General features: G+C 61.4%; 22 protein-coding genes. 16 read left to right on the forward strand and 6 right to left on the reverse strand.

Annotation, left to right across the window (positions count from 1 at the left end):
- The first annotated feature begins 11 nt into the window (after positions 1-11).
- Genes PMI31_RS19390 through PMI31_RS19410 form a run of 5 tightly spaced genes read left to right on the forward strand, consistent with a single transcriptional unit; the run spans position 12 to position 5356 of the window.
- On the forward strand, positions 12-1367 hold the full coding sequence (locus tag PMI31_RS19390) for a M16 family metallopeptidase (RefSeq protein WP_008019981.1): 1356 nt from the start codon (positions 12-14) through the stop codon (positions 1365-1367).
- A complete protein-coding gene (locus PMI31_RS19395; RefSeq protein WP_008019982.1) occupies positions 1360-2850 on the forward strand; it encodes a M16 family metallopeptidase in 1491 nt (496 codons plus the stop codon). The genes PMI31_RS19390 and PMI31_RS19395 overlap by 8 nt, the downstream gene beginning before the upstream one ends.
- Entirely contained in the window at positions 2850-3458 is a 609-nt protein-coding gene (gene rsmD / locus PMI31_RS19400; RefSeq protein ID WP_008019983.1) for a 16S rRNA (guanine(966)-N(2))-methyltransferase RsmD, read from the forward strand. Before PMI31_RS19395 ends, rsmD begins: the two co-directional genes overlap by 1 nt.
- Before the next feature lie 56 nt (positions 3459-3514).
- Positions 3515-4513: a hydrolase gene (locus tag PMI31_RS19405; RefSeq protein ID WP_043302501.1), complete on the forward strand. Its 999-nt coding sequence runs from the start codon at positions 3515-3517 to the stop codon at positions 4511-4513.
- Positions 4514-4516: 3 nt separating this feature from the next.
- Positions 4517-5356 carry an AraC family transcriptional regulator gene (locus PMI31_RS19410; RefSeq protein WP_008019985.1) on the forward strand — a complete coding sequence of 280 codons (840 nt, stop codon included), beginning with the start codon at positions 4517-4519 and terminating at the stop codon, positions 5354-5356.
- Between the two features lie 131 nt (positions 5357-5487).
- Here PMI31_RS19410 and PMI31_RS19415 read toward each other — a convergent pair whose 3' ends face one another.
- Positions 5488-6342 (reverse strand): sulfurtransferase, encoded by an 855-nt coding sequence (locus tag PMI31_RS19415; protein ID WP_008019986.1) that lies wholly within the window; start codon positions 6340-6342, stop codon positions 5488-5490.
- A 34-nt stretch (positions 6343-6376) separates the two neighbouring features.
- Positions 6377-7048 (reverse strand): TetR/AcrR family transcriptional regulator, encoded by a 672-nt coding sequence (locus PMI31_RS19420; RefSeq protein WP_008019987.1) that lies wholly within the window; start codon positions 7046-7048, stop codon positions 6377-6379.
- A 145-nt stretch (positions 7049-7193) separates the two neighbouring features.
- On the opposite strand from PMI31_RS19420, the gene PMI31_RS19425 reads away from it, so the two are divergent.
- The 5 genes from PMI31_RS19425 (at position 7194) to PMI31_RS19445 (ending at position 11915) form a co-directional block, all read left to right on the forward strand.
- Complete coding sequence (locus tag PMI31_RS19425) at positions 7194-8624, forward strand: coniferyl aldehyde dehydrogenase (protein WP_008019989.1); 1431 nt, start codon at positions 7194-7196, stop codon at positions 8622-8624.
- Positions 8625-8652: 28 nt separating this feature from the next.
- Positions 8653-9198 (forward strand): hypothetical protein, encoded by a 546-nt coding sequence (locus PMI31_RS19430; protein ID WP_008019990.1) that lies wholly within the window; start codon positions 8653-8655, stop codon positions 9196-9198.
- A gap of 92 nt (positions 9199-9290) precedes the next feature.
- The gene (locus tag PMI31_RS19435) at positions 9291-10886 is read left to right on the forward strand and encodes a GMC family oxidoreductase (RefSeq protein WP_008019992.1); all 1596 of its coding nucleotides are present in this window, start codon (positions 9291-9293) and stop codon (positions 10884-10886) included.
- A gap of 115 nt (positions 10887-11001) precedes the next feature.
- Positions 11002-11481: a pantetheine-phosphate adenylyltransferase gene (gene coaD / locus PMI31_RS19440; RefSeq protein WP_008019993.1), complete on the forward strand. Its 480-nt coding sequence runs from the start codon at positions 11002-11004 to the stop codon at positions 11479-11481.
- 182 nt (positions 11482-11663) lie between these two features.
- Positions 11664-11915: a YfhL family 4Fe-4S dicluster ferredoxin gene (locus PMI31_RS19445; RefSeq protein WP_008019994.1), complete on the forward strand. Its 252-nt coding sequence runs from the start codon at positions 11664-11666 to the stop codon at positions 11913-11915.
- A gap of 109 nt (positions 11916-12024) precedes the next feature.
- Here PMI31_RS19445 and mutM read toward each other — a convergent pair whose 3' ends face one another.
- Both mutM and PMI31_RS19455 read right to left on the reverse strand, forming a co-directional pair.
- Positions 12025-12837, reverse strand: a complete 813-nt coding sequence (gene mutM, locus PMI31_RS19450) for a bifunctional DNA-formamidopyrimidine glycosylase/DNA-(apurinic or apyrimidinic site) lyase (protein WP_008019995.1) — start codon at positions 12835-12837, stop codon at positions 12025-12027.
- Positions 12838-12879: 42 nt separating this feature from the next.
- A complete protein-coding gene (locus tag PMI31_RS19455; RefSeq protein WP_008019996.1) occupies positions 12880-13749 on the reverse strand; it encodes an HDOD domain-containing protein in 870 nt (289 codons plus the stop codon).
- Positions 13750-13925: 176 nt separating this feature from the next.
- On the opposite strand from PMI31_RS19455, the gene PMI31_RS19460 reads away from it, so the two are divergent.
- The 3 genes from PMI31_RS19460 to ilvD all read left to right on the forward strand — a co-directional run bounded on the left by PMI31_RS19460 (position 13926) and on the right by ilvD (position 17969).
- On the forward strand, positions 13926-15122 hold the full coding sequence (locus tag PMI31_RS19460) for a class I SAM-dependent rRNA methyltransferase (RefSeq protein ID WP_008019997.1): 1197 nt from the start codon (positions 13926-13928) through the stop codon (positions 15120-15122).
- A gap of 204 nt (positions 15123-15326) precedes the next feature.
- The gene (locus tag PMI31_RS19465) at positions 15327-15785 is read left to right on the forward strand and encodes an REP-associated tyrosine transposase (RefSeq protein ID WP_008019998.1); all 459 of its coding nucleotides are present in this window, start codon (positions 15327-15329) and stop codon (positions 15783-15785) included.
- Between the two features lie 342 nt (positions 15786-16127).
- The gene (ilvD, locus tag PMI31_RS19470) at positions 16128-17969 is read left to right on the forward strand and encodes a dihydroxy-acid dehydratase (RefSeq protein WP_008019999.1); all 1842 of its coding nucleotides are present in this window, start codon (positions 16128-16130) and stop codon (positions 17967-17969) included.
- A 233-nt stretch (positions 17970-18202) separates the two neighbouring features.
- Here the strand turns inward: ilvD and PMI31_RS19475 are convergent, their stop codons facing one another.
- Entirely contained in the window at positions 18203-19258 is a 1056-nt protein-coding gene (locus tag PMI31_RS19475; RefSeq protein ID WP_008020000.1) for a hypothetical protein, read from the reverse strand.
- 243 nt (positions 19259-19501) lie between these two features.
- Here PMI31_RS19475 and PMI31_RS19480 point away from each other — a divergent pair, with 243 nt between their 5' ends.
- A complete protein-coding gene (locus PMI31_RS19480) occupies positions 19502-20893 on the forward strand; it encodes an L-cystine transporter (protein ID WP_008020001.1) in 1392 nt (463 codons plus the stop codon).
- 110 nt (positions 20894-21003) lie between these two features.
- Here PMI31_RS19480 and PMI31_RS19485 read toward each other — a convergent pair whose 3' ends face one another.
- Positions 21004-21516: a dihydrofolate reductase gene (locus tag PMI31_RS19485; protein WP_008020002.1), complete on the reverse strand. Its 513-nt coding sequence runs from the start codon at positions 21514-21516 to the stop codon at positions 21004-21006.
- Positions 21517-21601: 85 nt separating this feature from the next.
- Between PMI31_RS19485 and PMI31_RS19490 the strand changes: the two genes are divergently transcribed.
- Together PMI31_RS19490 and PMI31_RS19495 are read left to right on the forward strand one after the other, a co-directional pair.
- The gene (locus PMI31_RS19490; protein WP_008020004.1) at positions 21602-22972 is read left to right on the forward strand and encodes a DUF2868 domain-containing protein; all 1371 of its coding nucleotides are present in this window, start codon (positions 21602-21604) and stop codon (positions 22970-22972) included.
- Entirely contained in the window at positions 22965-24341 is a 1377-nt protein-coding gene (locus tag PMI31_RS19495) for a GTPase/DUF3482 domain-containing protein (RefSeq protein ID WP_008020005.1), read from the forward strand. Before PMI31_RS19490 ends, PMI31_RS19495 begins: the two co-directional genes overlap by 8 nt.
- Positions 24342-24356 lie beyond the last annotated feature (15 nt).

Consider the following 24356-nt stretch of genomic DNA (forward strand, 5'->3'; position numbering starts at 1 on the left):
TTTGAAAACGAATGAATGCTCTTGCCCGCCGCGCCGCAGGCCTGCTGCTCAGCACAGTTTGCCTGCCCCTTTCGGCCCTGGCTGCCGACCCGCAACCCACCCACGAATTCACCCTCGACAATGGCCTGAAGGTAGTCGTGCGTGAAGACCACCGTGCGCCCGTGGTGGTTTCCCAGGTCTGGTACAAAGTTGGCTCCAGCTACGAGACGCCGGGCAATACCGGCCTGTCCCACGCTCTGGAACACATGATGTTCAAGGGCAGCGGGAAAGTTGGCCCCGGCGAAGCCTCGCTGATTCTGCGCGACCTCGGCGCCGAAGAGAATGCATTCACCAGCGACGACTTCACCGCGTACTACCAGGTGCTGGCCCGCGACCGCCTGGGCGTAGCCTTCGAGCTGGAGGCCGACCGCATGGCCAGCCTGCGCTTGCCGGCCGACGAGTTCGCCAAGGAAATCGAGGTCATCAAGGAAGAACGTCGCCTGCGCACCGACGACAAGCCGATGTCCAAGGCCTATGAACGTTTCAAGGCCATGGCCTACCCGGCCAGCGGCTATCACACGCCGACCATCGGCTGGATGGCCGACCTTGAGCGAATGAACGTCGAAGAGCTGCGCCACTGGTACCAGACCTGGTACGTACCGAACAACGCCACATTGGTGGTCGTCGGCGACGTGACGCCTGACGAAGTCAAGGCGCTGGCCCAGCGCTATTTTGGCCCGATCGCCAAGCGTGATGTGCCAGTCGCGAAAAAACCGCTGGAACTGGCCGAACCCGGCGAGCGCCAGATCACCCTGCACGTGCAGACCCAACTGCCCAGCCTGATGCTGGCCTTCAACGTGCCGGGCATAGCCACCGCAGACGACAAACGCCTGGTCAATGCCCTGCGCCTGATCTCGGCGCTGCTCGATGGCGGCTACAGCGGGCGCATCCCGACGCAGCTGGAACGCGGAGAAGAACTGGTGTCAGGCGGCTCGTCGAGTTACGACGCCTATACCCGTGGCGACAGTCTCTTCACCCTGTCGGCATCGCCAAACTCACAGAAGCACAAAACCATCGCCCAGGCGCAAGCCGGTTTGTGGAAGCTGCTCGACCAACTGAAAACCACCGCGCCTACCGCCGAAGAGCTGGAGCGTGTACGCGCACAAGTCATTGCCGGCCTGGTCTACGAACGCGACTCGATCACCAGCCAGGCCACCGCCATCGGCCAACTGGAAACCGTCGGCCTGTCCTGGAAGCTGATGGACACCGAACTGGCCGACCTGGAAAGTGTGACACCGCAAGACATCCAGAAAGCCGCCAAGCTGTATTTCACCCGCGAACGTCTCAGCGTCGCCCATGTACTGCCTCTGGAGACGACTCATGAGTGAGCGTAAACCCTCCCGCCTGGCCCTGATCGGCCTGGTCGCCGTTGCCGTTATCGGTTCCGCCGCGTTCTATTTGTCGCGCCCTGGCCAAACCAACGCCAGCGAAGCCCTGGACAAGGCCAAGGCCAGCCAGAAGCTGCAATCGCTCACCGAACTCGACGGCAAGGCACCGGACCACCGCAAGCTCGACGTGCAGACCTGGAACACCGCTGAAGGCACCAAGGTGCTGTTTGTCGAAGCCCATGAGCTGCCAATGTTCGACATGCGCCTGATCTTCGCCGCCGGCAGCAGCCAGGACGGCAATGCACCGGGGGTGGCGGTGTTGACCAACGCCATGCTCAACGAAGGCGTGGCCGGGAAAGATGTCGGTGCCATTGCCCAGGGCTTCGAAGGCCTGGGTGCCGATTTCGGCAACGGCGCTTATAAGGACATGGCAATCGCTTCGCTGCGCAGCCTGAGTGCCAAGGACAAGCGCGAGCCGGCCCTGAAGCTGTTTGCCGAAGTCATCGGCAAGCCGACTTTCCCTGCCGATTCGCTGGCCCGCATCAAGAACCAGATGCTCGCCGGTTTCGAATACCAGAAACAGAACCCCGGCAAACTGGCCAGCCTGGAACTGATGAACCGCTTGTACGGTGATCACCCGTACGCACATGCCAGCGATGGTACGGCGAAAACCGTACCGACGATTACCGCGGCACAACTGCGTGCGTTCCACGAGAAAGCCTACGCAGCAGGTAACGTGGTGATCGCGCTGGTCGGCGACCTGTCCCGCGCAGAAGCCGAGGCGATAGCCGCACAGGTTTCCAGCGCCCTGCCAAAAGGCCCGGCCTTGCCGAAAATCGCGCAGCCTGTCGAGCCCAAGGCTGGCGTCAACCATATCGAGTTCCCGTCCAAGCAGACCAACCTGATGCTCGCGCAACTGGGCATCGACCGCGACGACCCGGACTACGCGGCGTTGTCCATGGGTAACCAGATTCTCGGTGGCGGCGGCTTCGGCACCCGGTTGATGAGCGAAGTGCGCGAGAAGCGCGGCCTGACTTACGGCGTGTATTCAGGCTTCACGCCGATGCAGGCGCGTGGCCCGTTCATGATCAACCTGCAAACCCGTGCCGAGATGAGCGAAGGCACCCTCAAACTGGTGCAGGATGTACTGGCCGACTACCTTAAAACCGGCCCGACCGAAAAGGAGCTCGATGACGCCAAGCGTGAACTGGCCGGCAGCTTCCCACTGTCTACCGCCAGCAATGCCGATATCGTCGGCCAGCTGGGCGCCATCGGTTTCTACAACCTGCCGTTGAGCCACCTGGAAGACTTCATGCAACAGTCCCAGGACTTGACCGTCGAGCAGGTCAAAGCCGCCATGAACAAACACCTGAGCACGGACAAAATGGTCATCGTCAGCGCTGGCCCGACCGTGCCGCAACAGCCGTTACCGGCCCCTACTGATAAACCTTCCGAGCAGCCGCTCGGGGTTCCGGAGCATTAATGGCCCATCCTAAAAAACCCGCCAAAAACGTCCACAACGGCGTAAACCAACTACGCATCATCGGTGGCGAATGGCGCAGCCGGAAGCTGAGCTTCCCCGACGCCCCGGGCCTGCGCCCGACGCCGGACCGCGTGCGTGAAACCCTGTTCAACTGGCTCGCGCCGTACGTGCCGGGCGCCAAGGTGCTCGACCCGTTCACGGGTAGTGGCGCACTGTTCCTCGAAGCCTTGTCCCGTGGCGCCGCCATGGGCCAGGCGCTGGACGCCAGCAGCCTTGCGGTATCAAGCCTGAAGGAACACCTGGGCACACTGCGTTGCACCAACGGCCAGGTCCAGACCGCAGACGCCCTGCGCTATCTGGAAACCCAGACCGCAACGGCCTACGACCTGGTGTTCCTCGATCCGCCGTTCAACCAGAATCTGTTGCCCGCCGTTTGCAAGTTGCTCGAAGAGCGCCAATGGCTGGCCGAAGATGCCTGGGTGTACACCGAAAGCGAGTCCGCGCCGTCGACCCTGGGCCTGCCACAGAACTGGCGCCTGCACCGGGAGCAGAAATCCGGGCGCGTCTACTACTCGTTGTGGCAACGTATGGCAGAGATCGCCGGTTAACCGACCGGCCTGAAAAAGGTGCGTACCCGCTACGCACCGCTGCATCGAGAATGATCGTGTCTCATCCGCCAGAACGCTTCACCCCCGCCTTCGGCCTCGGCAACCCGCACTTGCAAACCTTGTGGGGGCCGCTGTGGCGTAAAACCGTGCACATCGGCCGCGAACGCGAACGCCTGTGGCTTGAAGATGGCGATTTTCTCGATCTGGACTGGCACGGCCCGCACAGCGCCGACGCGCCTTTAGTGCTGGTGTTGCACGGGCTCACCGGTTCGTCGAACTCGCCCTACGTAGCCGGCATGCAAAAGGCCCTGGGCGACCGGGGCTGGGCCAGCGTCGCGCTGAACTGGCGCGGTTGCTCGGGCGAACCCAATCTGTTGCCGCGCAGTTACCATTCCGGTGCCAGTGAAGACCTGGCCGAAACCATCCGGCACTTGCGGGCCAAACGGCCTCTCGCGCCACTGTATGCAGTGGGTTACTCCCTGGGCGGCAATGTCCTGCTCAAGCACTTGGGCGAAACCGGCAGCGACAGCGGCGTGACGGGCGCCGTGGCGGTGTCGGTACCGTTCCGCCTGGACCAGTGCGCCGACCGTATCGGCCAAGGCTTCTCCAGGGTTTACCAGGCGCACTTCATGCGCGAGATGGTCGCCTACATCAAGAACAAGCAGCGACAGTTCCAGCACGACGGACACGAGGAGGGCCTGGCAGCCCTGGCGGCCCTCGGATCACTGGAAAACATGCGCACGTTCTGGGATTTCGACGGTCGCGTCACCGCGCCACTGCACGGTTTCTCCGATGCCGCGGATTACTATCGCCGCGCCTCCAGCCGCTATTTCCTCGGCGAAATTCGCACGCCAACCTTGATGATCCAGGCTGCCGACGACCCCTTCGTGTTTCCCCACAGCCTGCCGCACGTCGATGAGTTGTCTGCTTGCACGCAATTCGAACTGCAAGCCAAGGGTGGGCATGTCGGTTTCGTCGACGGCACGCTCAGGCAACCGGGTTATTATCTTGAACGGCGCATCCCCGAGTGGCTGGCCGCCGTAGGGCGCGCTTGAATCATGGACGCGGACCAGGGCGAGTCAATCCACTTCTGGCAAACCCCGCCACTGGCCGGGGTCGAGTTGTTGTCCGCCCGCTACATCGATCATCGCTTCGCCCCCCATGTGCATGACGGCTATGTAATCGGCATGATCATGGCCGGTGCCCAGCGCTATCGCTATCGCGGCGCCGAACACCTGGCGGGCAGCGGCACGCTGGTGCTGATCAACCCCGATGAATTGCACACCGGTCACAAAGGTACCGAGGATGGCTGGCTGTACCGGGCGTTTTATCCGGACAGTGAACAGATACTCTCGCTGTTGGCCGAACTCGAACTGCCGACCCACAACCCGCCAGCCTTCGGCGCCACGCTGTATCGCGACCAGGATCTGGTGAACGGTTTCTGTCAATTGCACCGCTTGCTGGAAAGCCCTGCCACCGCGCTGCAACAGCAAACCGCCTGGCGCGAGCTGATGCTGTCGCTGTTACAACGCCATGCGGCAGTCCCCGATGCCGCTAAACCCGGCAAGGAACATCGGGCCGTGAGCCTGGCCAAGGAACTGCTGCACGCGCAACTGGCAGCACCGCCTTCACTGGAGACACTGGCGGCGGCGGTCAACCTTTCGCCCTTCCATTTCGCCCGGGTGTTCCGCCGGGCCACCGGCATGCCACCGCACACTTGGCTGATACAGCAGCGCATCGCCCGGGCGCGAGGGTTATTGCAAAGTGGTTGTTTGCCGCTGGAAGTCGCGACGCAACTGGGATTTGCCGACCAGAGCCATCTGAGTCGGCAGTTCAAGCAGGTGTATGGGGTTGGCCCGGGGGCGTATCGCAGTGCAAAGCGGGGACTTGAGGCTTGACCAGATCCCACAAACACCATCCATTTCTGTGGGAGCGGGCTTGCCCGCGATGGCGGCTTAACGATCAGCATCAATATTGAATGTGATGGCTCCATCGCGAGCAGGCTCGCTCCCACAAAGTTATGTGGTGTTTATTCGCCTGTGGCGACGCCCCGCGCAGGCTCGTTGATCCATTCGCTCCACGACCCGGCATACAACGAACCCAACGGATAACCAGCCAGACACAACGCAAACAGGTTGTGACACGCCGTCACGCCGGAGCCGCAGTACGCCACCAGCTCATTCGGCGAGCGATCCCCCAGTTTGGCGGCGAAGCGCTGCTTGAGTTGATCGGCCGGCAGGAAACGTCCGTCACTGCCCAGGTTGTCAGTAAATGCCGCGCACTGGGCACCGGGAATATGCCCGGCAACCGGATCGATCGGCTCCACTTCACCCTTGAAACGCGGCAGTGCACGGGCATCCAGCAGGGTCAGTTCCGGCCGGGAGAGGCGCTTTTGCAGCTGCTCGGCACTGATCAGCAACGCTGTGTCAGGACTGCCGGTGAAAGAGCCACGGACGATATCTGGCGCATCCAGACTCAGTGGCAAACCAGCCGCATGCCAGGCCTTGAGACCGCCATCGAGGATGAACACACCGTCGCGCTTGCCCAACCATGCCAGCAACCACCAGGCCCGCGCCGCATAGGCACCCGGACCGTCGTCATACAGAACCACTTCGCTATCGGCATTGATGCCCCAGGCTTGCAGGCGCTCGATCAACTGCGCCGGCTCGGGCAACGGATGGCGCCCGGTCACGCCCTTGACCACGGCGCCACTCAGATCATGCTCAAGGTCGGCATAGCTCGAACCGGCAATGTGCCCTTCGGCATAGCTGCGCTGACCGTAATCCGGGTCTTCGAGAGCAAAACGACAATCCAGAATCACCAGCCCCGGCTGGTCCTTTTTCAGGTCCAGTGCTTGCGGGCTGATCAATTGCGCAATGGGCATAGCGGGCTCCTGTGATTTTTATCGGCTTTCGATCCTACGACACTTCCTCGAGCGCCTGGGCCAAGGGTACGTAAAACTCTTCGAACAAGGCGTTGACCGCATCGCGGGCCTGATCCGTGACAAACCCGGCTTCCAGCACCAGCACCTGATACACCCCGCGTTTAATGGCCTGTTCGCTCAGGTGGCTGGAGTTCTCCCGCGTGGTGCACAGGAAACGCACCCAGGACGTGAGGATGATCCAGGCATTGAGCGTCAGGGATTCGATTTGCACCTTGTCCATCTTCAGGATGCCGGCAGCGACAAAACCTTCGTAGATCGCCGAACCCTGGATCAGGCAGCGTTGGGAGAAGCGTCGATAGCGGTCGGCCAGGTCGGGATCGCTGTCGAGCAAATGTTCGAGATCGCGATGCAGAAACCGGTAGCGCCACATCGCCGCCAGCAGCTCCTTGAGGTAGAAGCGCTTGTCTTCCACCGTGGCGGCGCGGCCCTGGGGCGGGCGCAGGAAGCTGTCCACCAGGCTTTCGTACTCGCTGAACAGCACGGCGATGATCGCCTGCTTGTTCGGGAAGTGGTAGTACAGGTTGCCCGGGGAAATGTCCATGTGGGCAGCAATGTGGTTGGTGCTGATGCTGCGCTCGCCCTGTTGATTGAACAGCTCCAGGCTGTTCTGCACGATGCGCTCGCTGGTTTTGATCCGTGGGGCCATGGCTTGAGCTTTAATTCAGAGTGCGTTGACGGGCATCTTAGATCTATCCGCGAGCGGATAAAACAAAGCTGTTCCTGGATGTCATTTGACTTTTTAGAGCATAGACTCTAAAAAGTATCTCATTACAATAAATCCGGAGCCGACCATGACTGCTGAGATTTCCTACATGCAGAACCTGCAGCAGCCGCTGGAAGAGCTTCAGGCCCTGTTTGTCGCCCAGCGTGCCGCGTACGCCGCCAACCCGATGCCACCGGCTGCGCAGCGCCAACAATGGCTCAAGGCACTAAAGGATTTATTGAGCAATGAACGCCAGGCCCTGATCGATGCGATCAGTCAGGACTTCAGCCATCGCAGCGCCGATGAAACCCTGCTCGCCGAACTGATGCCCAGCCTGCACGGCATCCATTACGCCAGCCGTCACCTCAAGGGTTGGATGCGCGCTTCACGACGCAAGGTCGGTGCTGCCTTCCAGCCAGCTTCGGCGAAAGTGGTTTATCAGCCGCTGGGCGTGGTCGGGGTCATCGTGCCGTGGAACTACCCACTGTACCTGGCCATCGGTCCGTTGGTCGGCGCGTTGTCGGCGGGCAATCGGGCGATGCTCAAGCTCAGTGAGTCAACGCCCGCGACCGGCCTGCTGCTGAAGCAACTGCTGGCGCGGATCTTCCCCGAAGACCTGGTTTGCGTGGTCCTGGGCGAGGCTGATATGGGCGTGGCGTTTTCACGCCTGCCGTTCGATCACCTGCTGTTCACCGGCGCCACCAGCATCGGCAAACACGTGATGCGCGCCGCTGCGGAAAATCTGACACCGGTGACCCTGGAACTGGGCGGCAAGTCCCCGGCCATCGTTTCCCGGGATGTGCCGCTCAAGGACGCCGCCGAGCGCATCGCCTTCGGCAAGACCCTCAATGCCGGCCAGACCTGCGTGGCCCCGGACTATGTGCTGGTGCCGGAGGATCGCGTCGGAGGTTTCGTCGAAGCCTATCGCACAGCCGTCCGTGGGTTTTATCCGACGCTGGCCGACAATCCGGACTACACCGCGATCATCAATGAACGACAACTGACACGCCTCAATGGTTACGTCAGCGACGCCACCAGCAAGGGTGCGCTGCTGATGCCGCTGTTCGATCAGGGCCAGGGCCGCCGCATGAGCCATAGCCTGCTGCTCAATGTCACTGACGACATGACGGTGATGCAGGACGAAATCTTCGGGCCGCTGTTGCCGATCGTGCCGTACAAGGATCTGGACCAGGCATTTGCCTACATCAACCAGCGCCCTCGCCCACTGGCGCTCTATTACTTCGGCTACAACAAGCGCGAACAGCAGCGCGTGCTGCACGAAACCCATTCCGGTGGCGTGTGCCTGAACGACACACTGCTGCACGTCGCCCAGGACGACATGCCGTTCGGCGGCATCGGCGCCTCGGGCATGGGCCACTACCACGGCCATGAAGGCTTCCTGACATTCAGCAAGGCCAAGGGCGTGTTGATCAAACAGCGGTTCAACGCGGCGAAGCTGATCTACCCGCCTTACGGAAAATCCATCCAGAAGCTGATCCAGAAGCTGTTCATCCGCTAACGATTATCACCGTCAGGTAATAACAATAATGAACCCAAGCCTGTCCGATTCACCCGCGCTGTCACGGCGCGGGTTGCTTAAATTCAGCCTCGGCGCCACAGCTTTCCTCGCCACCGCCGGGCTCGGAGCCAGCCTCAGCGGTTGTTCGTCAAGTGTCCCGGCCAGTGGCTTCACCACGTTACGCAGCGGCGACCTGCCGTTTTTGCGGGCGCTGATTCCGGTCATGCTCGAGGGTGCCGTGACCTCCGAACGGATGCCCGAGGCTGTCGAAGGCACACTGAAAAGCCTGGATTACAGCCTCGCCCACCTGTCGCCGGAAATGCTCAAGCTGACCCAACAACTGTTCGATGTGCTGGGCATGGCCGTGACCCGCGGACCGCTGACCGGAATCTGGGGCAGTTGGGAAAACGCCAGCGCCGACGATATCCGGCATTTTCTCGATCGCTGGGAAAACAGCTCGTTGAGCCTGTTGCGCATGGGCCACAGTTCCTTGCTGCAACTGGTGATGATGGCCTGGTACGGACGCAAGGAGTCGTGGGCGCATTGCGGGTATCCCGGGCCGCCGACCGTTTAAAACTCTGCACAAAACCTGTGGGAGCGTGGCTTGCCCGCGATGGCGCCAGTTGCCTCACCACCGCATCCAAAATAATAAAGAGAACCTGAAAGATGCCCGTACCCGACCCGTTCCGCGAAGGCATGGCCCGAGGCTGGAAAACCTACGACGGCTCGCAACTGACCCAAGACCTGACACTCGAAGCGGACGTGGCGATCATCGGCAGCGGTGCCGGCGGCGGCACCACGGCTGAAATCCTCAGCGCGGCTGGCTACAAGGTGTTGTTGATCGAGGAAGGCCCACTCAAGACCAGCAGCGACTTCAAGATGCTCGAAGACCAGGCCTACGCCAGCCTTTATCAGGAAGGCATCGGCCGCATGAGCAAGGACGGGGCGATCACCATCCTCCAGGGCCGGGCGGTGGGCGGCACCACGCTGATCAACTGGACCTCCAGTTTCCGCACTCCGGAGCCGACCCTGGAACACTGGGCCAAAGAGCACAGCGTCAAGGGCCACAGCCCAGCGGAAATGGCGCCATGGTTCGAAAAAATGGAGCAACGCCTGGGCGTCGCGCCGTGGATGGTGCCACCCAACGCCAACAATGATGTGATCCGCAAGGGCTGCCAGGCGCTGGGCTACAGCTGGCACGTCATTCCGCGCAACGTTCGCGGCTGCTGGAACCTCGGATACTGTGGCATGGGCTGCCCGACCAACGCCAAGCAATCGATGATGGTCACCACCATTCCAGCCACCCTGGAAAAAGGTGGTGAACTGCTTTACCTGGCCCGCGCCGAAAAACTCATGATCAGCGGCGATCAGGTCACCAGCCTGCAATGTTCGGCGATGGATGAACGCTGCGTCGCACCGACCGGGCGCACCATCACGGTCAAGGCGCGGCATTTCGTGCTGGCCGGGGGTGGCATCAACAGCCCGGCCTTGCTGATGCGCTCCGGGGCACCCGACCCGCACAAGCGCCTTGGCAAACGTACGTTCCTGCACCCGGTGAACATGTCCGCCGCGTTGTTCGACGAAGTGGTCAACCCGTTCTACGGCGCTCCACAGTCGATCTATTCCGACCATTTCCAATGGCAGGACGGTACCACCGGCAAGATGTCCTACAAACTGGAAGTCCCGCCCCTGCACCCGGCGCTGGCCACGACACTGCTCGGTGGTTTCGGTCAGGAAAACTCGCAGCACATGGCCAACCTGCCCCATACCCACGCCATGCTGGCGTTGCTGCGGGACGGTTTTCACCCGGACAGCACCGGCGGCAGCGTCGAATTGCGCAGCGACGACACGCCGGTGCTGGATTATCAGCTCTCGCCTTATGCCTGGGATGGATTGCGCCGGGCCTTCCATACCATGGCCGAGATCCAGTTTGCCGGTGGCGCCAAAGCCATCATGCCAATGCACGCCGATGCCCGTTACGTGAAGACCCTCGCCGAAGCCCGCACACTGATCGACGGCCTGAGCCTGGAGTTGTACCGCACGCGCCTGGGCAGCGCCCATGTGATGGGCGGTTGCGCCATGGGCGAAAGCCCGGAAACTGCGGTGACCGACAGCCTCGGCCGGCATCATCAACTGGGCAATCTGTCGATCCACGACGGCTCGCTGTTCCCCACCAGCATTGGCGCCAACCCGCAGCTGTCGGTCTACGGACTGACGGCGCAACTGGCGACATCCCTGGCCGAGCGTTTAAAAAATCCATGAAAATGACGATTATTCCCATCGTCTATAGTGCTTTCTTACCCAACAGGCGACTTGGCCGACCGGGAAGGCTGCGATACCATCCGACTCCCCAACGGATTCCCGCCAGGACGACGCGATGAACCGAGTGTTGTACCCAGGTACCTTCGACCCTATTACCAAGGGCCATGGCGATCTGGTCGAACGCGCCTCGCGCCTGTTCGATCACGTGATCATCGCCGTTGCCGCGAGCCCGAAGAAAAATCCGCTGTTTCCTCTGGAACAACGGGTAGAACTGGCGCGCGAGGTCACAAAACATTTGCCGAACGTTGAAGTCGTCGGTTTCTCGACGCTGCTGGCGCACTTCGCCAAAGAGCAGAATGCCAACGTGTTCCTGCGTGGTTTGCGCGCGGTGTCGGACTTCGAATACGAATTCCAGCTGGCCAACATGAACCGCCAGTTGGCGCCGGATGTGGAAAGCCTGTTCCTGACTCCGTCCGAACGTTATTCGTTCATCTCCTCGACGCTGGTCCGTGAAATTGCTGCCCTGGGCGGCGATATCACCAAGTTCGTGCACCCTGTGGTGGCGGACGCCCTTACACTACGATTCAAAAAGTAATACACGACTGTAGGAGCCGGCTTGCTGGCGATCAATACAACGCTGTGCACCTGACACACCGCCATCGCCAGCAAGCCGGCTCCTACAGAACGTCGCGCCCGCGTGCATAGCGCCCACCAATGCGGCACAATTAAGTGCATTGGTTTATTACGCCCGGGCCTGCCGCCCCGGCTGGAGTTAGCATGTCCCTGATCATCACCGACGATTGCATCAACTGCGACGTCTGCGAACCCGAGTGCCCGAACGCCGCCATTTCCCAAGGCGAAGAGATCTACGTGATCGACCCGAACCTGTGCACCCAGTGTGTCGGCCACTACGACGAACCGCAGTGCCAGCAGGTCTGCCCGGTGGATTGCATTCCACTGGACGAAGCCCATCCGGAGACTCAAGAGCAGTTGATGGAGAAGTACCGGAAAATTACCGGTAAGGTTTGAGTCATCTGGCACCTGCTCGGACGCCATCGCTGGCAAGCCAGCTCCTACAGATGAATTTGCTCACGGACAAATTGTAGGAGCCGGCTTGCCGGCGAAGCTCTTGAGCTCTTCAGCTCTGACAGCGCGGGCAAAAAACGCTGGCGCGCTGCCCGAGCTTCACTTCCCGCAGGCCCGTGCCACAGACTTTGCAGTGTTCGCCGCCGCGACCGTACACGAACAGTTCCTGCTGGAAGTAACCTGGCTGACCGTCACCACCGATAAAGTCCCGCAGCGTGGTACCTCCGCGTTCGATGGCGGCCGCCAGGATGCGCTTGATCTCGATTGCCAGTTTCAAATACCGCGCCCGGGAAATGCTCCTGGCTTCGCGGCGCGGGTCGATTCCAGCGGCGAACAACGCTTCGGTCGCATAGATATTGCCGACGCCCACCACCACCGCGTTATCCATGATGAACGGCTTGACCGCCATCGAACGTCCACGGGACAGCTGGAACAGGCGCTCGCCGTCGAACAGGTCGGTCAGTGGTTCCGGCCCCAGGCGGATCAGCAACTCATGATTGAGCGGATCGAGGCTCCAGAGCATTGCGCCGAAGCGCCTCGGGTCGGTGTAACGCAGGGCCAGGCCCGACTCCAGTTCGATGTCCACATGCTCATGCTTGGCCGCCGGCAACCCGGCCTCCACCAGACGCAAATTGCCTGACATGCCCAAATGGCTGATCAAGGTGCCGACTTCGGCATTGATCAGCAGGTATTTGGCGCGCCGCTCCACCAGTACGATGCGCTGCCCGGACAACCGCACATCGAGGTCTTCGGGGATAGGCCAGCGCAAGCGACGATCACGCACGATCACCCGGCTGACACGCTGGCCTTCCAGGTACGGCGCGATGCCGCGACGGGTGGTTTCGACTTCTGGCAATTCAGGCATGGTGCTCTCGGATCAGGCTCATGGCCTGGAAAGTTCCGACACTCAGCGATGAGTGCCGAGGTCGCGGATCGTCTGCTTGAGGGTCTCGAAGTCGTAGTCCGAGAGGCCGACATAATCGAGCACCAGCGGCGCGATGCTGTTCCACTCGTGATCTTCGCTCTGATTGCCCAGCACCCGGTGCGACGCGCAAATGTGTTCGGCCATCTTCAGGATCGACAGCAGGTTCTTCAACGAACTGTTGCGCGAAGATTCATCGCTGAAGATCGCCAGGGCATTGTGGTGATTGGCGATCGCAGCACTCACGTGCTCCGGCAGGCGCCAGGACTTGGCGGTGAAATACCCGACCACCGAATGATTGGTATTGAACACCTGATTCTCCGTGTCCACCACCCGGCATTCGGCACTGGCGTTGGCATAGGCCTGTTCCAGAACGCCCATATACTCGGGGAAACGCTGGAGCATCAAGGGTACGCCGCAATCGTGGAACAAACCCAGCGCGTAAGCTTCATCGCCATTTTCAACGCCGATGCGCTTGGCCAGGGTCAGGCAGGTCATTGCCACGTCCTGGGCGGTGTCCCAAAAACGGTTGAGGGTGACAATGGTGTCGTCATTCATCTCGCCCTTGATCGACTGCGCGTTGATCAGGTTGATGACCGAGCGGCTGCCCAGCAGATTCACCGCGCGCTGGATCGAGGCGATCTTGTTGCTCAGCCCGTAATACGGCGAATTGACGATTTTCAGCAGGGAACCGGAAAGGCCCGGGTCCTGGGAGATCAGTTTGGCGATGACTTCCAGATCCGGGTCGGGCATGTACTGCTCCATCTGCAAATCCACCATGATTTGCGGCTGGGCCGGTACGCTGATGCCCTGCAGGGCTTGTTGGATCTGTTCGGAAGTCAGCTCTTGGGACATAAGTACACACTCTGGGTCAGGCGCAGATTCTAGCTTCTAACAGTTGGATCCGAAACCTTGTACCGCCCATCGTCTGAAGTTTCATCCTGGCGGGCCCTGCCCACCGCATGTCCATCCACCCTGCCGAGGCCTTGCGCAACACGCTATACTCCCGCTCTTTTTTCCGGAGCGACGTCATGTCCCTGCCTAGCCTGCGCCTCAAAGCCAACGCCGACCGCCGTCTGCGCAACGGCCACTTGTGGGTCTACAGCAACGAAATCGATGTAGCCGCTACGCCTTTGCACGGTTTCAAGGCCGGCGACCAGGCGATCCTCGAAGCCGCCGGCGGCAAGCCGCTGGGCATCGTTGCCATGAGCCCAAACAACCTGATCTGCGCGCGCGTACTGTCGCGCGACATCAAGCTGCCGCTGGACAAATCGCTGCTGGTGCATCGCCTGAACGTAGCCCTGTCCCTGCGCGAGCGGCTGTTCGACAAGCCGTTCTATCGCCTGGTCTACGGCGACTCCGACCTGCTGCCAGGCCTGGTGGTTGACCGTTTCGGCGACATCCTGGTGGTGCAGATCGCTTCGGCGACCATGGAAGCCCATAAAGACGACGTGATCGCGGCGTTGACCCAAGTGCTCAAGCCAAGCGGCATCCTGTTCAAGAACGACTCCGCTGCCCGTGACGCCGAAGGCCTCAACCGCTACGTCGAAACCGTATTCGGCCTGGTGCCGGAGTGGGTTGCTCTCGAAGAGAACGGCGTGAAGTTCGAAGCCCCGGTCATTCAGGGTCAAAAGACCGGCTGGTTCTACGACCACCGCATGAACCGCGCACGCCTGGCCCCTTACGCCAAAGGCAAGCGCGTACTGGATCTGTACAGCTACATCGGCGGCTGGGGCGTGCAGGCTGCCGCGTTCGGCGCCAGTGAAGTGTTCTGCGTCGACGCCTCGGCCTTCGCCCTCGACGGCGTCGAGCGCAACGCCGCACTGAACGGCTTCGCCGAAAAAATGACCTGCATTGAAGGCGACGTGTTCGAAGCCCTCAAAGAGCTGAAAGCCAGCGAAGAACGCTTCGACGTGATCGTGGCCGACCCGCCGGCGTTCATCAAACGCAAGAAAGACATGAAGAACGGCGAAGGTGCCTATCGCCGCCTGAACGAACAAGCCATGCGCCTGCTGACCAAGGACGGCATCCTGGTCAGCGCATCCTGCTCGATGCACCTGCCGGAAGACGACCTGCAAAACATCCTGCTGACCAGCGCCCGTCACCTGGACCGCAATATCCAGATGCTGGAACGCGGCGGCCAGGGTCCGGATCATCCGGTGCACCCGGCCATCCCTGAAACCCGCTATATCAAGAGCATTACCTGCCGGTTGTTGCCGAATAGCTAACAACCCAGACCACTGTAGGAGCGAGCTTGCTCGCGAAGATCGTCAACGATAACGCTGGAAGCCTGACACCCAGCGGCGTCTTTGGATTCATCGCGAGCGAGCTCGCTCCTACAGTTGCACGACACATCCTGACCCACACTCGAAGCGGCAACCTCCCATCCCGCGCCTACCGTTTCTCTTCTAACCACAGAAGAGGACAACGGAATGTCCAGCACGCCGCAAGCTAATCGTTTACGTACTGGTCGCCGCTCGGAATCCGGTCGCATCTATCTCCTGACCGCAGTCACTCATGAACGGCAACCGATCTTTCATGATTTGTACGTTGGACGTTTGGTAGTGAACGAATTCAGAAGAGCTCATGAAGCCGGCAATGCCACCTCGATAGCCTGGGTGCTCATGCCGGATCACTTTCATTGGCTGGTTGAATTGCACAACGGTGATTTGCCGAAACTGATGCAGGCAGCCAAATCCAGAAGTGCTCGCGCTATCAACCAGCAAAGAGGTCGCCACGAAGCGCTATGGCAAAAGGGTTACTTCGACCGGGCCCTGCGCCGCGAGGAAGATCTGAAAGCAGCAGCCCGGTACATCATCGCCAACCCCTTGCGGGCCGGACTTGTGACTCGGGTTGGAGACTACCCGCTGTGGGACGCCATTTGGCTTTAATACTGTAGGAGCGAGCTCGCTCGCGATGGTCGTCAACGATAACGCGGGAAGCCTGACACCCCGCGGCGTTCTCTGGTTCATCGCGAGCGAGCTCGCTCCTACAGGGGCGGTCGCCGAACGTCTTGTGAATGCTTGCAGCCATTCCCTCCAGCCGCCAGCCGTGTAGAATCGCGAACATTCATCGCCAGTCATCCCCGGCGGGTTTATGAGCTCAAGCTGAAGCGCGCGGCGATCCCGCAAAGTTATCGGCAACTTCCGGACACGCGGCCATTTCTGAGTGTTCCAGACGTCAATAGAAGCTCACTTCCCTTTTGATACCTGATTAGCCGCCCGGAGTGCTTCATGCCTGATTACCGCTCGAAAACATCCACCCACGGCCGCAACATGGCCGGTGCCCGCGCACTGTGGCGCGCCACGGGGATGAAAGATGACGACTTCAAGAAGCCGATCATCGCCATTGCCAACTCGTTCACCCAGTTCGTACCGGGCCACGTGCACCTCAAGGACCTGGGCCAACTGGTCGCCCGCGAGATCGAACGCGCTGGCGGTGTGGCAAAAGAATTCAACACCATCGCTGTCGATGACGGCATCGCCATGGGTCACGACGGCATGCTGTATTCGCTGCCGAGCCGCGAGATCATCGCCGACTCCGTCGAGTACATGGTCAACGCCCACTGCGCCGACGCCATCGTCTGCATTTCCAACTGCGACAAGATCACCCCCGGCATGCTGATGGCGTCCCTGCGCCTGAACATCCCGGTGATCTTCGTCTCCGGCGGCCCGATGGAAGCCGGCAAGACCAAACTGGCCAGCCACGGTCTCGACCTGGTCGACGCCATGGTGATCGCCGCCGACTCCAGCGCTTCTGACGAGAAAGTCGCTGAGTACGAGCGCAGCGCTTGCCCGACTTGCGGATCGTGCTCCGGCATGTTCACCGCCAACTCGATGAACTGCCTGGTTGAAGCCCTGGGCCTGGCCTTGCCGGGCAACGGTTCGACCCTGGCCACCCACAGCGACCGCGAGCAGCTGTTCCTGCAGGCCGGCCGCACCATCGTCGAGCTGTGCAAGCGTTACTACGGCGAGAACGACGAGTCGGTATTGCCGCGCAACATCGCCAACTTCCAGGCGTTCGAAAATGCCATGACCCTGGACATCGCCATGGGCGGTTCCACCAACACCATCCTGCACTTGCTGGCCGCCGCCCAGGAAGCCGAGATCGATTTCGACCTGCGCGACATCGACCGTCTGTCCCGTCACGTGCCGCAACTGTGCAAGGTTGCGCCGAACATCCAGAAGTACCACATGGAAGACGTGCACCGTGCTGGCGGCATCTTCAGCATCCTCGGCTCGCTGGCCCGTGGTGGTTTGCTGCACACCCAGCTGCCGACCGTGCACAGCCGCAGCATGGAAGAAGCCATTGCCAAGTGGGACATCACCCAGACCGACGACGAAGCCGTGCATCACTTCTTCAAGGCCGGTCCTGCGGGCATTCCGACGCAAACCGCGTTCAGCCAGTCGACCCGTTGGGAAACCCTGGACGACGACCGTGAAAACGGCTGCATCCGCAGTGTCGAGCACGCCTACTCGAAAGAAGGCGGCCTGGCCGTTCTCTACGGCAACATTGCCCTGGACGGCTGCGTGGTGAAAACCGCTGGCGTCGACGAGTCGATCCACGTGTTCGAAGGCAACGCGAAGATCTTCGAAAGCCAGGACAGCGCCGTACGCGGCATCCTCGCGGACGAAGTGAAGGAAGGCGACATCGTCATCATTCGCTACGAAGGCCCGAAGGGCGGCCCGGGCATGCAGGAAATGCTCTACCCGACTTCGTACCTGAAATCCAAGGGCCTGGGCAAAGCTTGCGCCCTGCTCACCGACGGCCGTTTCTCCGGCGGTACCTCGGGCCTGTCCATCGGCCACGCTTCGCCTGAAGCGGCTGCCGGCGGCGCGATCGGCCTGGTGCAGGACGGCGACAAAGTGCTGATCAACATTCCGAACCGCTCGATCAACCTGTTGGTCAGCGATGAAGAACTGGCGGCACGCCGGGTCGAGCAGGACAAGAAAGGCTGGAAACCGGTGGAAGTGCGTCCACGTAAAGTGACCACTGCGTTGAAAGCCTACGCCCTGCTGGCGACCAGTGCCGACAAGGGTGCTGTGCGTAACAAGGCGATGCTTGACGGGCTGTAAGTTTGTGGCGAGGGGGGGCAAGCCCCCTCGCCACATGAGTATTCCCTCGCTACCTGTGTGAATACTCAAAAAAATGCCCCGCCATGTGCGGGGCATTTTTTTGGGCAGACCCTTTGACCACACCGATCACCTGTAGGAGCTGGCTTGCCAGCGAATGCGGCGGGCCAGCTAACAAATGTCTCGACTGGAGATCCGTCTTCGCTGGCAAGCCAGCTCCTACAGGGTTTGCGGTGTTACTGAATTTCTTCAGGCTTCACGATCACCCAGTTCTTGTCGGCAGTCACGGTGAGCCCTTCCTTGGCCTGGGCCGCAGCGTGCTTGGCCATCATGCCGTTGATCTGGGTCATGTATTTGTCTTTGCGATTGACCCACAGGTGGATGCCGCCTTTGGCAACGTCAACACTGTGGAACAGCATGTAGCCGTCGCTGCTCGGGGTGTCGCCGCCGACCAGTACCGGTTTTTTCCACTCGTCGATGTAGGTCAGGATTGCCGCGTGCTTGCCGGCCATCCAGGTCGCCGGGGTCCACAGGTACGGGGTCACTTCAAGGCCGAGGTTGGCCTTCTCGTCATATTTGCCGGCGGTGATCTGCTTGCGCGCGGTGGTCAGTTCACCCGTCTTCGGGTCCTTGAGCAGCAACGACACGCCGATCACGTTCTGCGGTTTTACGTTGTAGCCGTACTTCGGATCGGCCGCGACCATGCGCACCAGTTCTTCGGAGGCGGCGGTCATCACATAGACCTCGATGCCGTTCTCCATCAGTTTGTTGTACAGCTCTTGCTGGCCAGTGAAGATTTTCGGCGGGTTGACGTCGAGCTTCTTGACCACATCGCCTTCGTAATAAGTGGCCGGCACAGGCTTGCCGGACGCCATCATTTCGTCGACATAGCCCTTGAGTTCCTTGAGCGTAAAGCCGGAGAAGACCTGGGCGACCCATGGATAGCAAACCATGTCGTCGACTTCACAGAGGCGGTAGTAGTAGCTGAACAGGCTTTCCTTGTGGTCGGCGGTGTCCTTGAACGGCATCAGCTTCAGGGAGGGATCGAGCTTGTCGCGGGTGATCAGGCCCTTGTTTTCCATGAACGGCAGCAGCGACTCTTCCAGGTCATAGCGGTAACTGGTGTTGTCCATGTCGAACACCGCGTAGTTACCTTTGTTGGCGTTGGCCGCGATCATCGCGTCCAGTGCCTTGGCCTGATCGGCTGGCCAGTGTTTCAGATCCGTTGCGAAAACCTGACCGGCAAGGCCCAGGCAAAGTGCTGCAGCCAGTAATTTCGGTGCGAACTTCATCGGCGTTTCTCCCTGAATGTGAAAGACATCGACGCTAACAAATAAGTGTGACAGTCCTCGTCTGTCAGCGACCGTCCGCGTCCCTTTCGCGTCAGCTGCATTTCTGACAGCGACATCCGCTTATTCCAAAAACGACGGATACCATACGTTTTTGATATTAATTCATTAGTTTTCAAGCTGTTAGGCTTGCCGGTTCGCAGCTGCCCCGGAAGGTGGCTGGCACAAGTCTCACTCGGAGTTCTCATGAATCTGCCGCTGATCCTCAATCTGCTGGTGTTCCTCGCTTTGCTCTTCGGCCTGGCGCAAACCCGCCACACCACCTGGAGCCTGGCGAAAAAAGTCCTGCTCGCGCTGGTGCTGGGCGTGGCGTTCGGTGTGGCGTTGCACACGGTCTACGGTGCCGGCAACCCGATACTGAAAGCCTCGATCGGCTGGTTCGATCTGGTGGGCAACGGTTACGTACAGTTGCTGCAAATGATCGTGATCCCGCTGGTGTTCGCCTCGATCCTCAGCGCCGTGGCCCGTCTGCACAACGCTTCGTCGCTGGGCAAGATCAGCTTCCTGACCATTGGCACGCTGCTGTTCACCACGGCCATTGCGGCGCTGATCGGCATCGGCCTGACCAACCTGTTCGGCCTGACTGCCGAGGGCCTGGTGGCCGGCACCCAGGAAATGGCGCGCCTGCAAACCATCCAGACCGACTACGCCGGCAAGGTCGCCGACCTGAATGTGCCGCAACTGTTGCTGTCGTTCATCCCGCAAAACCCGTTCGCCGATCTGGCGCGGGCCAAGCCGACGTCGATCATCAGCGTGGTGATTTTCGCTGCATTCCTGGGTGTCGCTGCGCTGCAACTGCTCAAGGATGATGCCGAGAAAGGTCAGAAAGTGATCAACGCCATCGACACCCTGCAAGCCTGGGTGATGCGCCTGGTGCGCCTGGTGATGAAGCTGACCCCGTACGGCGTGCTGGCGCTGATGACCAAGGTGGTCGCCGGCTCGAACCTGCAAGACATCATCAAGCTCGGCAGTTTTGTGGTGGTGTCCTACATCGGCCTGGGCCTGATGTTCGTGGTGCATGGCGTGCTGGTGTCGGTTGCCGGGATCAACCCGCTGCGCTTCTTCCGCAAGATCTGGCCGGTGCTGACGTTTGCCTTCACCAGCCGCTCCAGCGCAGCGACGATTCCTTTGAGCATCGAAGCGCAGACCAGCCGTCTGGGCATCCCGCAGTCCATCGCCAGTTTCGCCGCTTCGTTCGGCGCGACCATTGGCCAGAACGGCTGTGCCGGCCTGTACCCGGCGATGTTGGCGGTGATGGTGGCGCCGACCGTGGGCATCAACCCGCTGGACCCACTGTGGATCGCGACGCTGGTGGCGATTGTCACGCTGAGCTCGGCCGGTGTGGCCGGAGTGGGTGGCGGCGCGACGTTTGCCGCGTTGATCGTGTTGCCGGCGATGGGCTTGCCGGTGTCACTGGTGGCGTTGCTGATTTCGGTCGAGCCGTTGATTGATATGGGGCGTACGGCGTTGAACGTCAGTGGGTCGATGACGGCGGGAGCGATTACCAGCCAGGTGATGCAGCAGACTGATAAAGCATTGCTGGATGCGGATGAGCATTCGGCGTTGGCGCAGGCTTGATCGGCGCCTGATAGATCGCTATCGCTGGCAAGCCAGCTCCTACAAGGGTTGTGTCGTACGCAAATCCGCGATCAACACACATCCTAGGAGCTGGCTTGCCAGCGATGCTTTTAAACCTTTTCCCAGACTTCGAAACTGTAAGCCGGTTTATCGCCTTCCGCCGGGTTCGGAACATCCGACACCAGTTTCCACTGGTTCAAATCAAACTCCGGAAACCACGCATCCCCTTCCGGGCTCAGCGCCACGCGGGTCAGGTACAACCGATCGGCCTGCGCCAGGCCTTGCGCATACAACTGCGCCCCGCCAATCAGCATCAGCTCATCGACGCCCTGCTCCTTCGCCCATGCTTCAGCACGAACGATAGCGGCTTCCAGCGACGGATAAACCTCCGCGCCTTCGAGCACCAGATCCGCCTGACGGCTGACCACGATGTTCAAGCGCCCCGGCAACGGGCGACCGAGGGAATCCCAGGTCTTGCGACCCATGATGATCGGCTTGCCGAGGGTGGTGGCCTTGAAATATTTGAAGTCCCCCGGCAGGTGCCAGGGCATGCTGTTGTCGACGCCGATCACACGGTTTTCACCGAGGGCTGCGATCAGGCTGAGGGGGAGTGATTTAGTCATGCCGGCGAGGATACCAGAGCCTCGCTTTCGCCGATAAGCGCCACAGCGGTTATGCTCACAGCTCAATGAAGCGACGGGATGCCGCGTGACTGAACTCAATACCCTCTGGCTGACGGAAACCATCCGCCTGCGCGAAGAACACGCAGGCCCCCTGGAAGACCTTGAAGCCAACCGACTGGCCCGCAGCGCCGGCGGCGATTTGCCGGCGCGCATTCAACGCCGGGCCCTGTGGCTGGCTGACCGCGATGGCCTGGCGGCAGCCCTCAAACACTGGCTGCAAGGCGCACGACTGGCGCTGATCGTAATGGCGGCACTGGCCGTGATCAGCGGCGCCGGCCTGGCATTCGCGGCAATGGGCGACGGCTTGCACCCGGTGAATGTGTTCTGGGCCCTGGGCAGCCTGCTCGGGCTCAATCTGATTTTACTGCTGAGCTGGGCTCTGGGGCTGGTGTTTGCCGGCGAACACGGCGCCAGTCTCGGGCGACTGTGGTTATGGCTGAGTGAAAAACTCGCTCGTGACGCCAAAGCCGCACAACTGGCACCGGCCCTGCTCCTGTTGCTGCAACGCCAGAAACTCAATCGCTGGGCCGTCGGCGTGCTGGTCAACAGCCTGTGGTTGCTGGCGATGCTCAGCGCCCTGGTCATTCTGCTGACGCTGATGGCGACCCGACGCTATGGCTTCGTCTGGGAAACCACGATCCTCGGTGCCGACACCTTTATCGCCGTCACTCAGGCGCTTGGCGCGCTGCCGGCCCCGCTCGGCTTCAGCGTGCCGACCGAGGAGATGATCCGTGCCAGCGGCGATGCCGCACTGAACATTGAAAGTGCCCGCCAGGCCTGGGCCGCCTGGCTGGTGGGGGTACTGCTGGTCTACGGCGTTTTGCCGCGCCTGCTGCTCGCGCTGTTTTGCCTGTGGCGCTGGAAGACCGGGCAAACGGCACTGGGCCTGGATTTGAACCTTCCCGGGTATGCGCAACTGCGCGAACGCCTGATGCCCACCAGCGAGCGCCTCGGCGTCAGCGATGCGGCACCGGCCCAACTGCATCGTGTGGAAAACGGGGTCACCGAGCAGCAGAGCGACGGCGCGCTGTTGGTCGCCATCGAACTGGACGACCAACGCCCGTGGCCACCGCAATTGCCGAAAAACGTGAGCAACGCCGGCATCCTCGACAGTCGAGAATCGCGGCACAAACTCCTCGAACAACTGAGCCGCTTTCCCCCGGCACGCCTGGCCATCGCGTGCGATCCACAGCGCTCGCCGGATCGCGGCAGCCTGGCCTTGATTGCCGAACTCGCCCGCAGCGCCAGCGCCACCCGCGTGTGGTTGTTGCAGGCACCGCCCGGTGAAGCACTGGACGCCGAGCGTCTCGGCGACTGGCACGTGGCGCTGCAGCAGCTTGAGCTGCCATTTGCCGACTGCGCGCCGATGAACTGGCTGGAGACGGGTCATGACTGATACCCGCAAGCAGCCTCTGAAACTCGCCGTCGTCGGCCATACCAATGTCGGCAAGACCTCGCTACTGCGAACCCTGACCCGCGACGTCGGCTTCGGTGAAGTGTCCCATCGCCCCAGCACGACTCGACACGTCGAAGGCGCCCGCCTTTCGGTGGACGGCGAGCCACTGCTCGATCTCTACGACACCCCGGGTCTGGAAGACGCCATCGCCTTGCTCGATTACCTCGAACGCCTGGAGCGTCCCGGCGAACGTCTCGACGGCCCGGCTCGCCTGGCGCGCTTCCTTGAGGGCAGCGAAGCCCGGCAACGCTTCGAACAGGAAGCCAAAGTGCTGCGCCAGTTGCTGGCGTCGGACGCCGGGCTCTACGTGATCGACGCCCGGGAGCCAGTGCTGGCCAAGTATCGCGACGAGCTGGAAGTGCTGGCCGGTTGCGGCAAGCCCTTGCTGCCGGTGCTGAATTTCGTCAGCAGCGCCAACCACCGCGAACCGGCCTGGCGTGAAGCGCTGGCGCGGCTGGGCTTGCATGCCCTGGTGCGCTTCGACAGTGTCGCGCCGCCTGAGGATGGCGAGCGTCGACTGTATGAAAGTCTCGCCCTGCTGCTGGAAACGGCCCGGCCGCAACTCGAACGCCTGATCGCCGATCAGCAAGCCCAGCGTCTGGCTCGCCAGCAAAGCGCCGAGCGATTGATTGCCGAATTGCTGATCGATTGCGCGGCTTGCCGGCGCAGCGTGGTCAGTGAAGCCGAGCAGGAACAACAGGCGATCAGCGAGCTGCGCAAAGCCGTACGCCAGCGTGAGCAGCGTTGCGTCGAGGCCCTGCTCAAGCTCTACGCCTTCCGTCCACAGGATGCCGCGGCCGGTGATTTGCCGCTGCTCGACGGTCGCTGGGGCGATGACCTGTTCAACCCGGAAACCCTCAAGCAACTGGGTGTGCGCGTGGGTGGCGGTATCGCCGCGGGGGCTGCTGCGGGGGCCGGGGTCGACCTGCTGGTGGGCGGGATTACCCTGGGCGCGGCAGCACTGGCGGGGGCCATCGCCGGCGGCGCCCTGCAAACCGCACGCAGTTATGGCAGCCGCTTGCTCGGCAAGATCAAGGGCCAGCGCGAACTGACGGTGGATGACAACGTGCTGCGCCTGTTGGCGTTGCGCCAGCGGCAATTGCTGCAAGCGCTGAACGCCCGTGGGCATGCAGCGATGGATAGCATTCAGGTGGCCACGCCTCAGGACAAGAGCTGGCGCGAAGGCAAACTGCCTGAGGCGTTGAACAAGGCACGGGCCCATCCGCAGTGGTCGTCGCTCAATCCTCATTCCAAACTGAATCAGGCGGAGCGGCAGGAGCAGATAGAGGTTCTGGCCGCAGAGTTGTAGCGTCTGATCCGACGC

The sequence above is a fragment of the Pseudomonas sp. GM55 genome (assembly GCF_000282395.1).
Lineage (GTDB): Bacteria > Pseudomonadota > Gammaproteobacteria > Pseudomonadales > Pseudomonadaceae > Aquipseudomonas > Aquipseudomonas fluorescens_CC.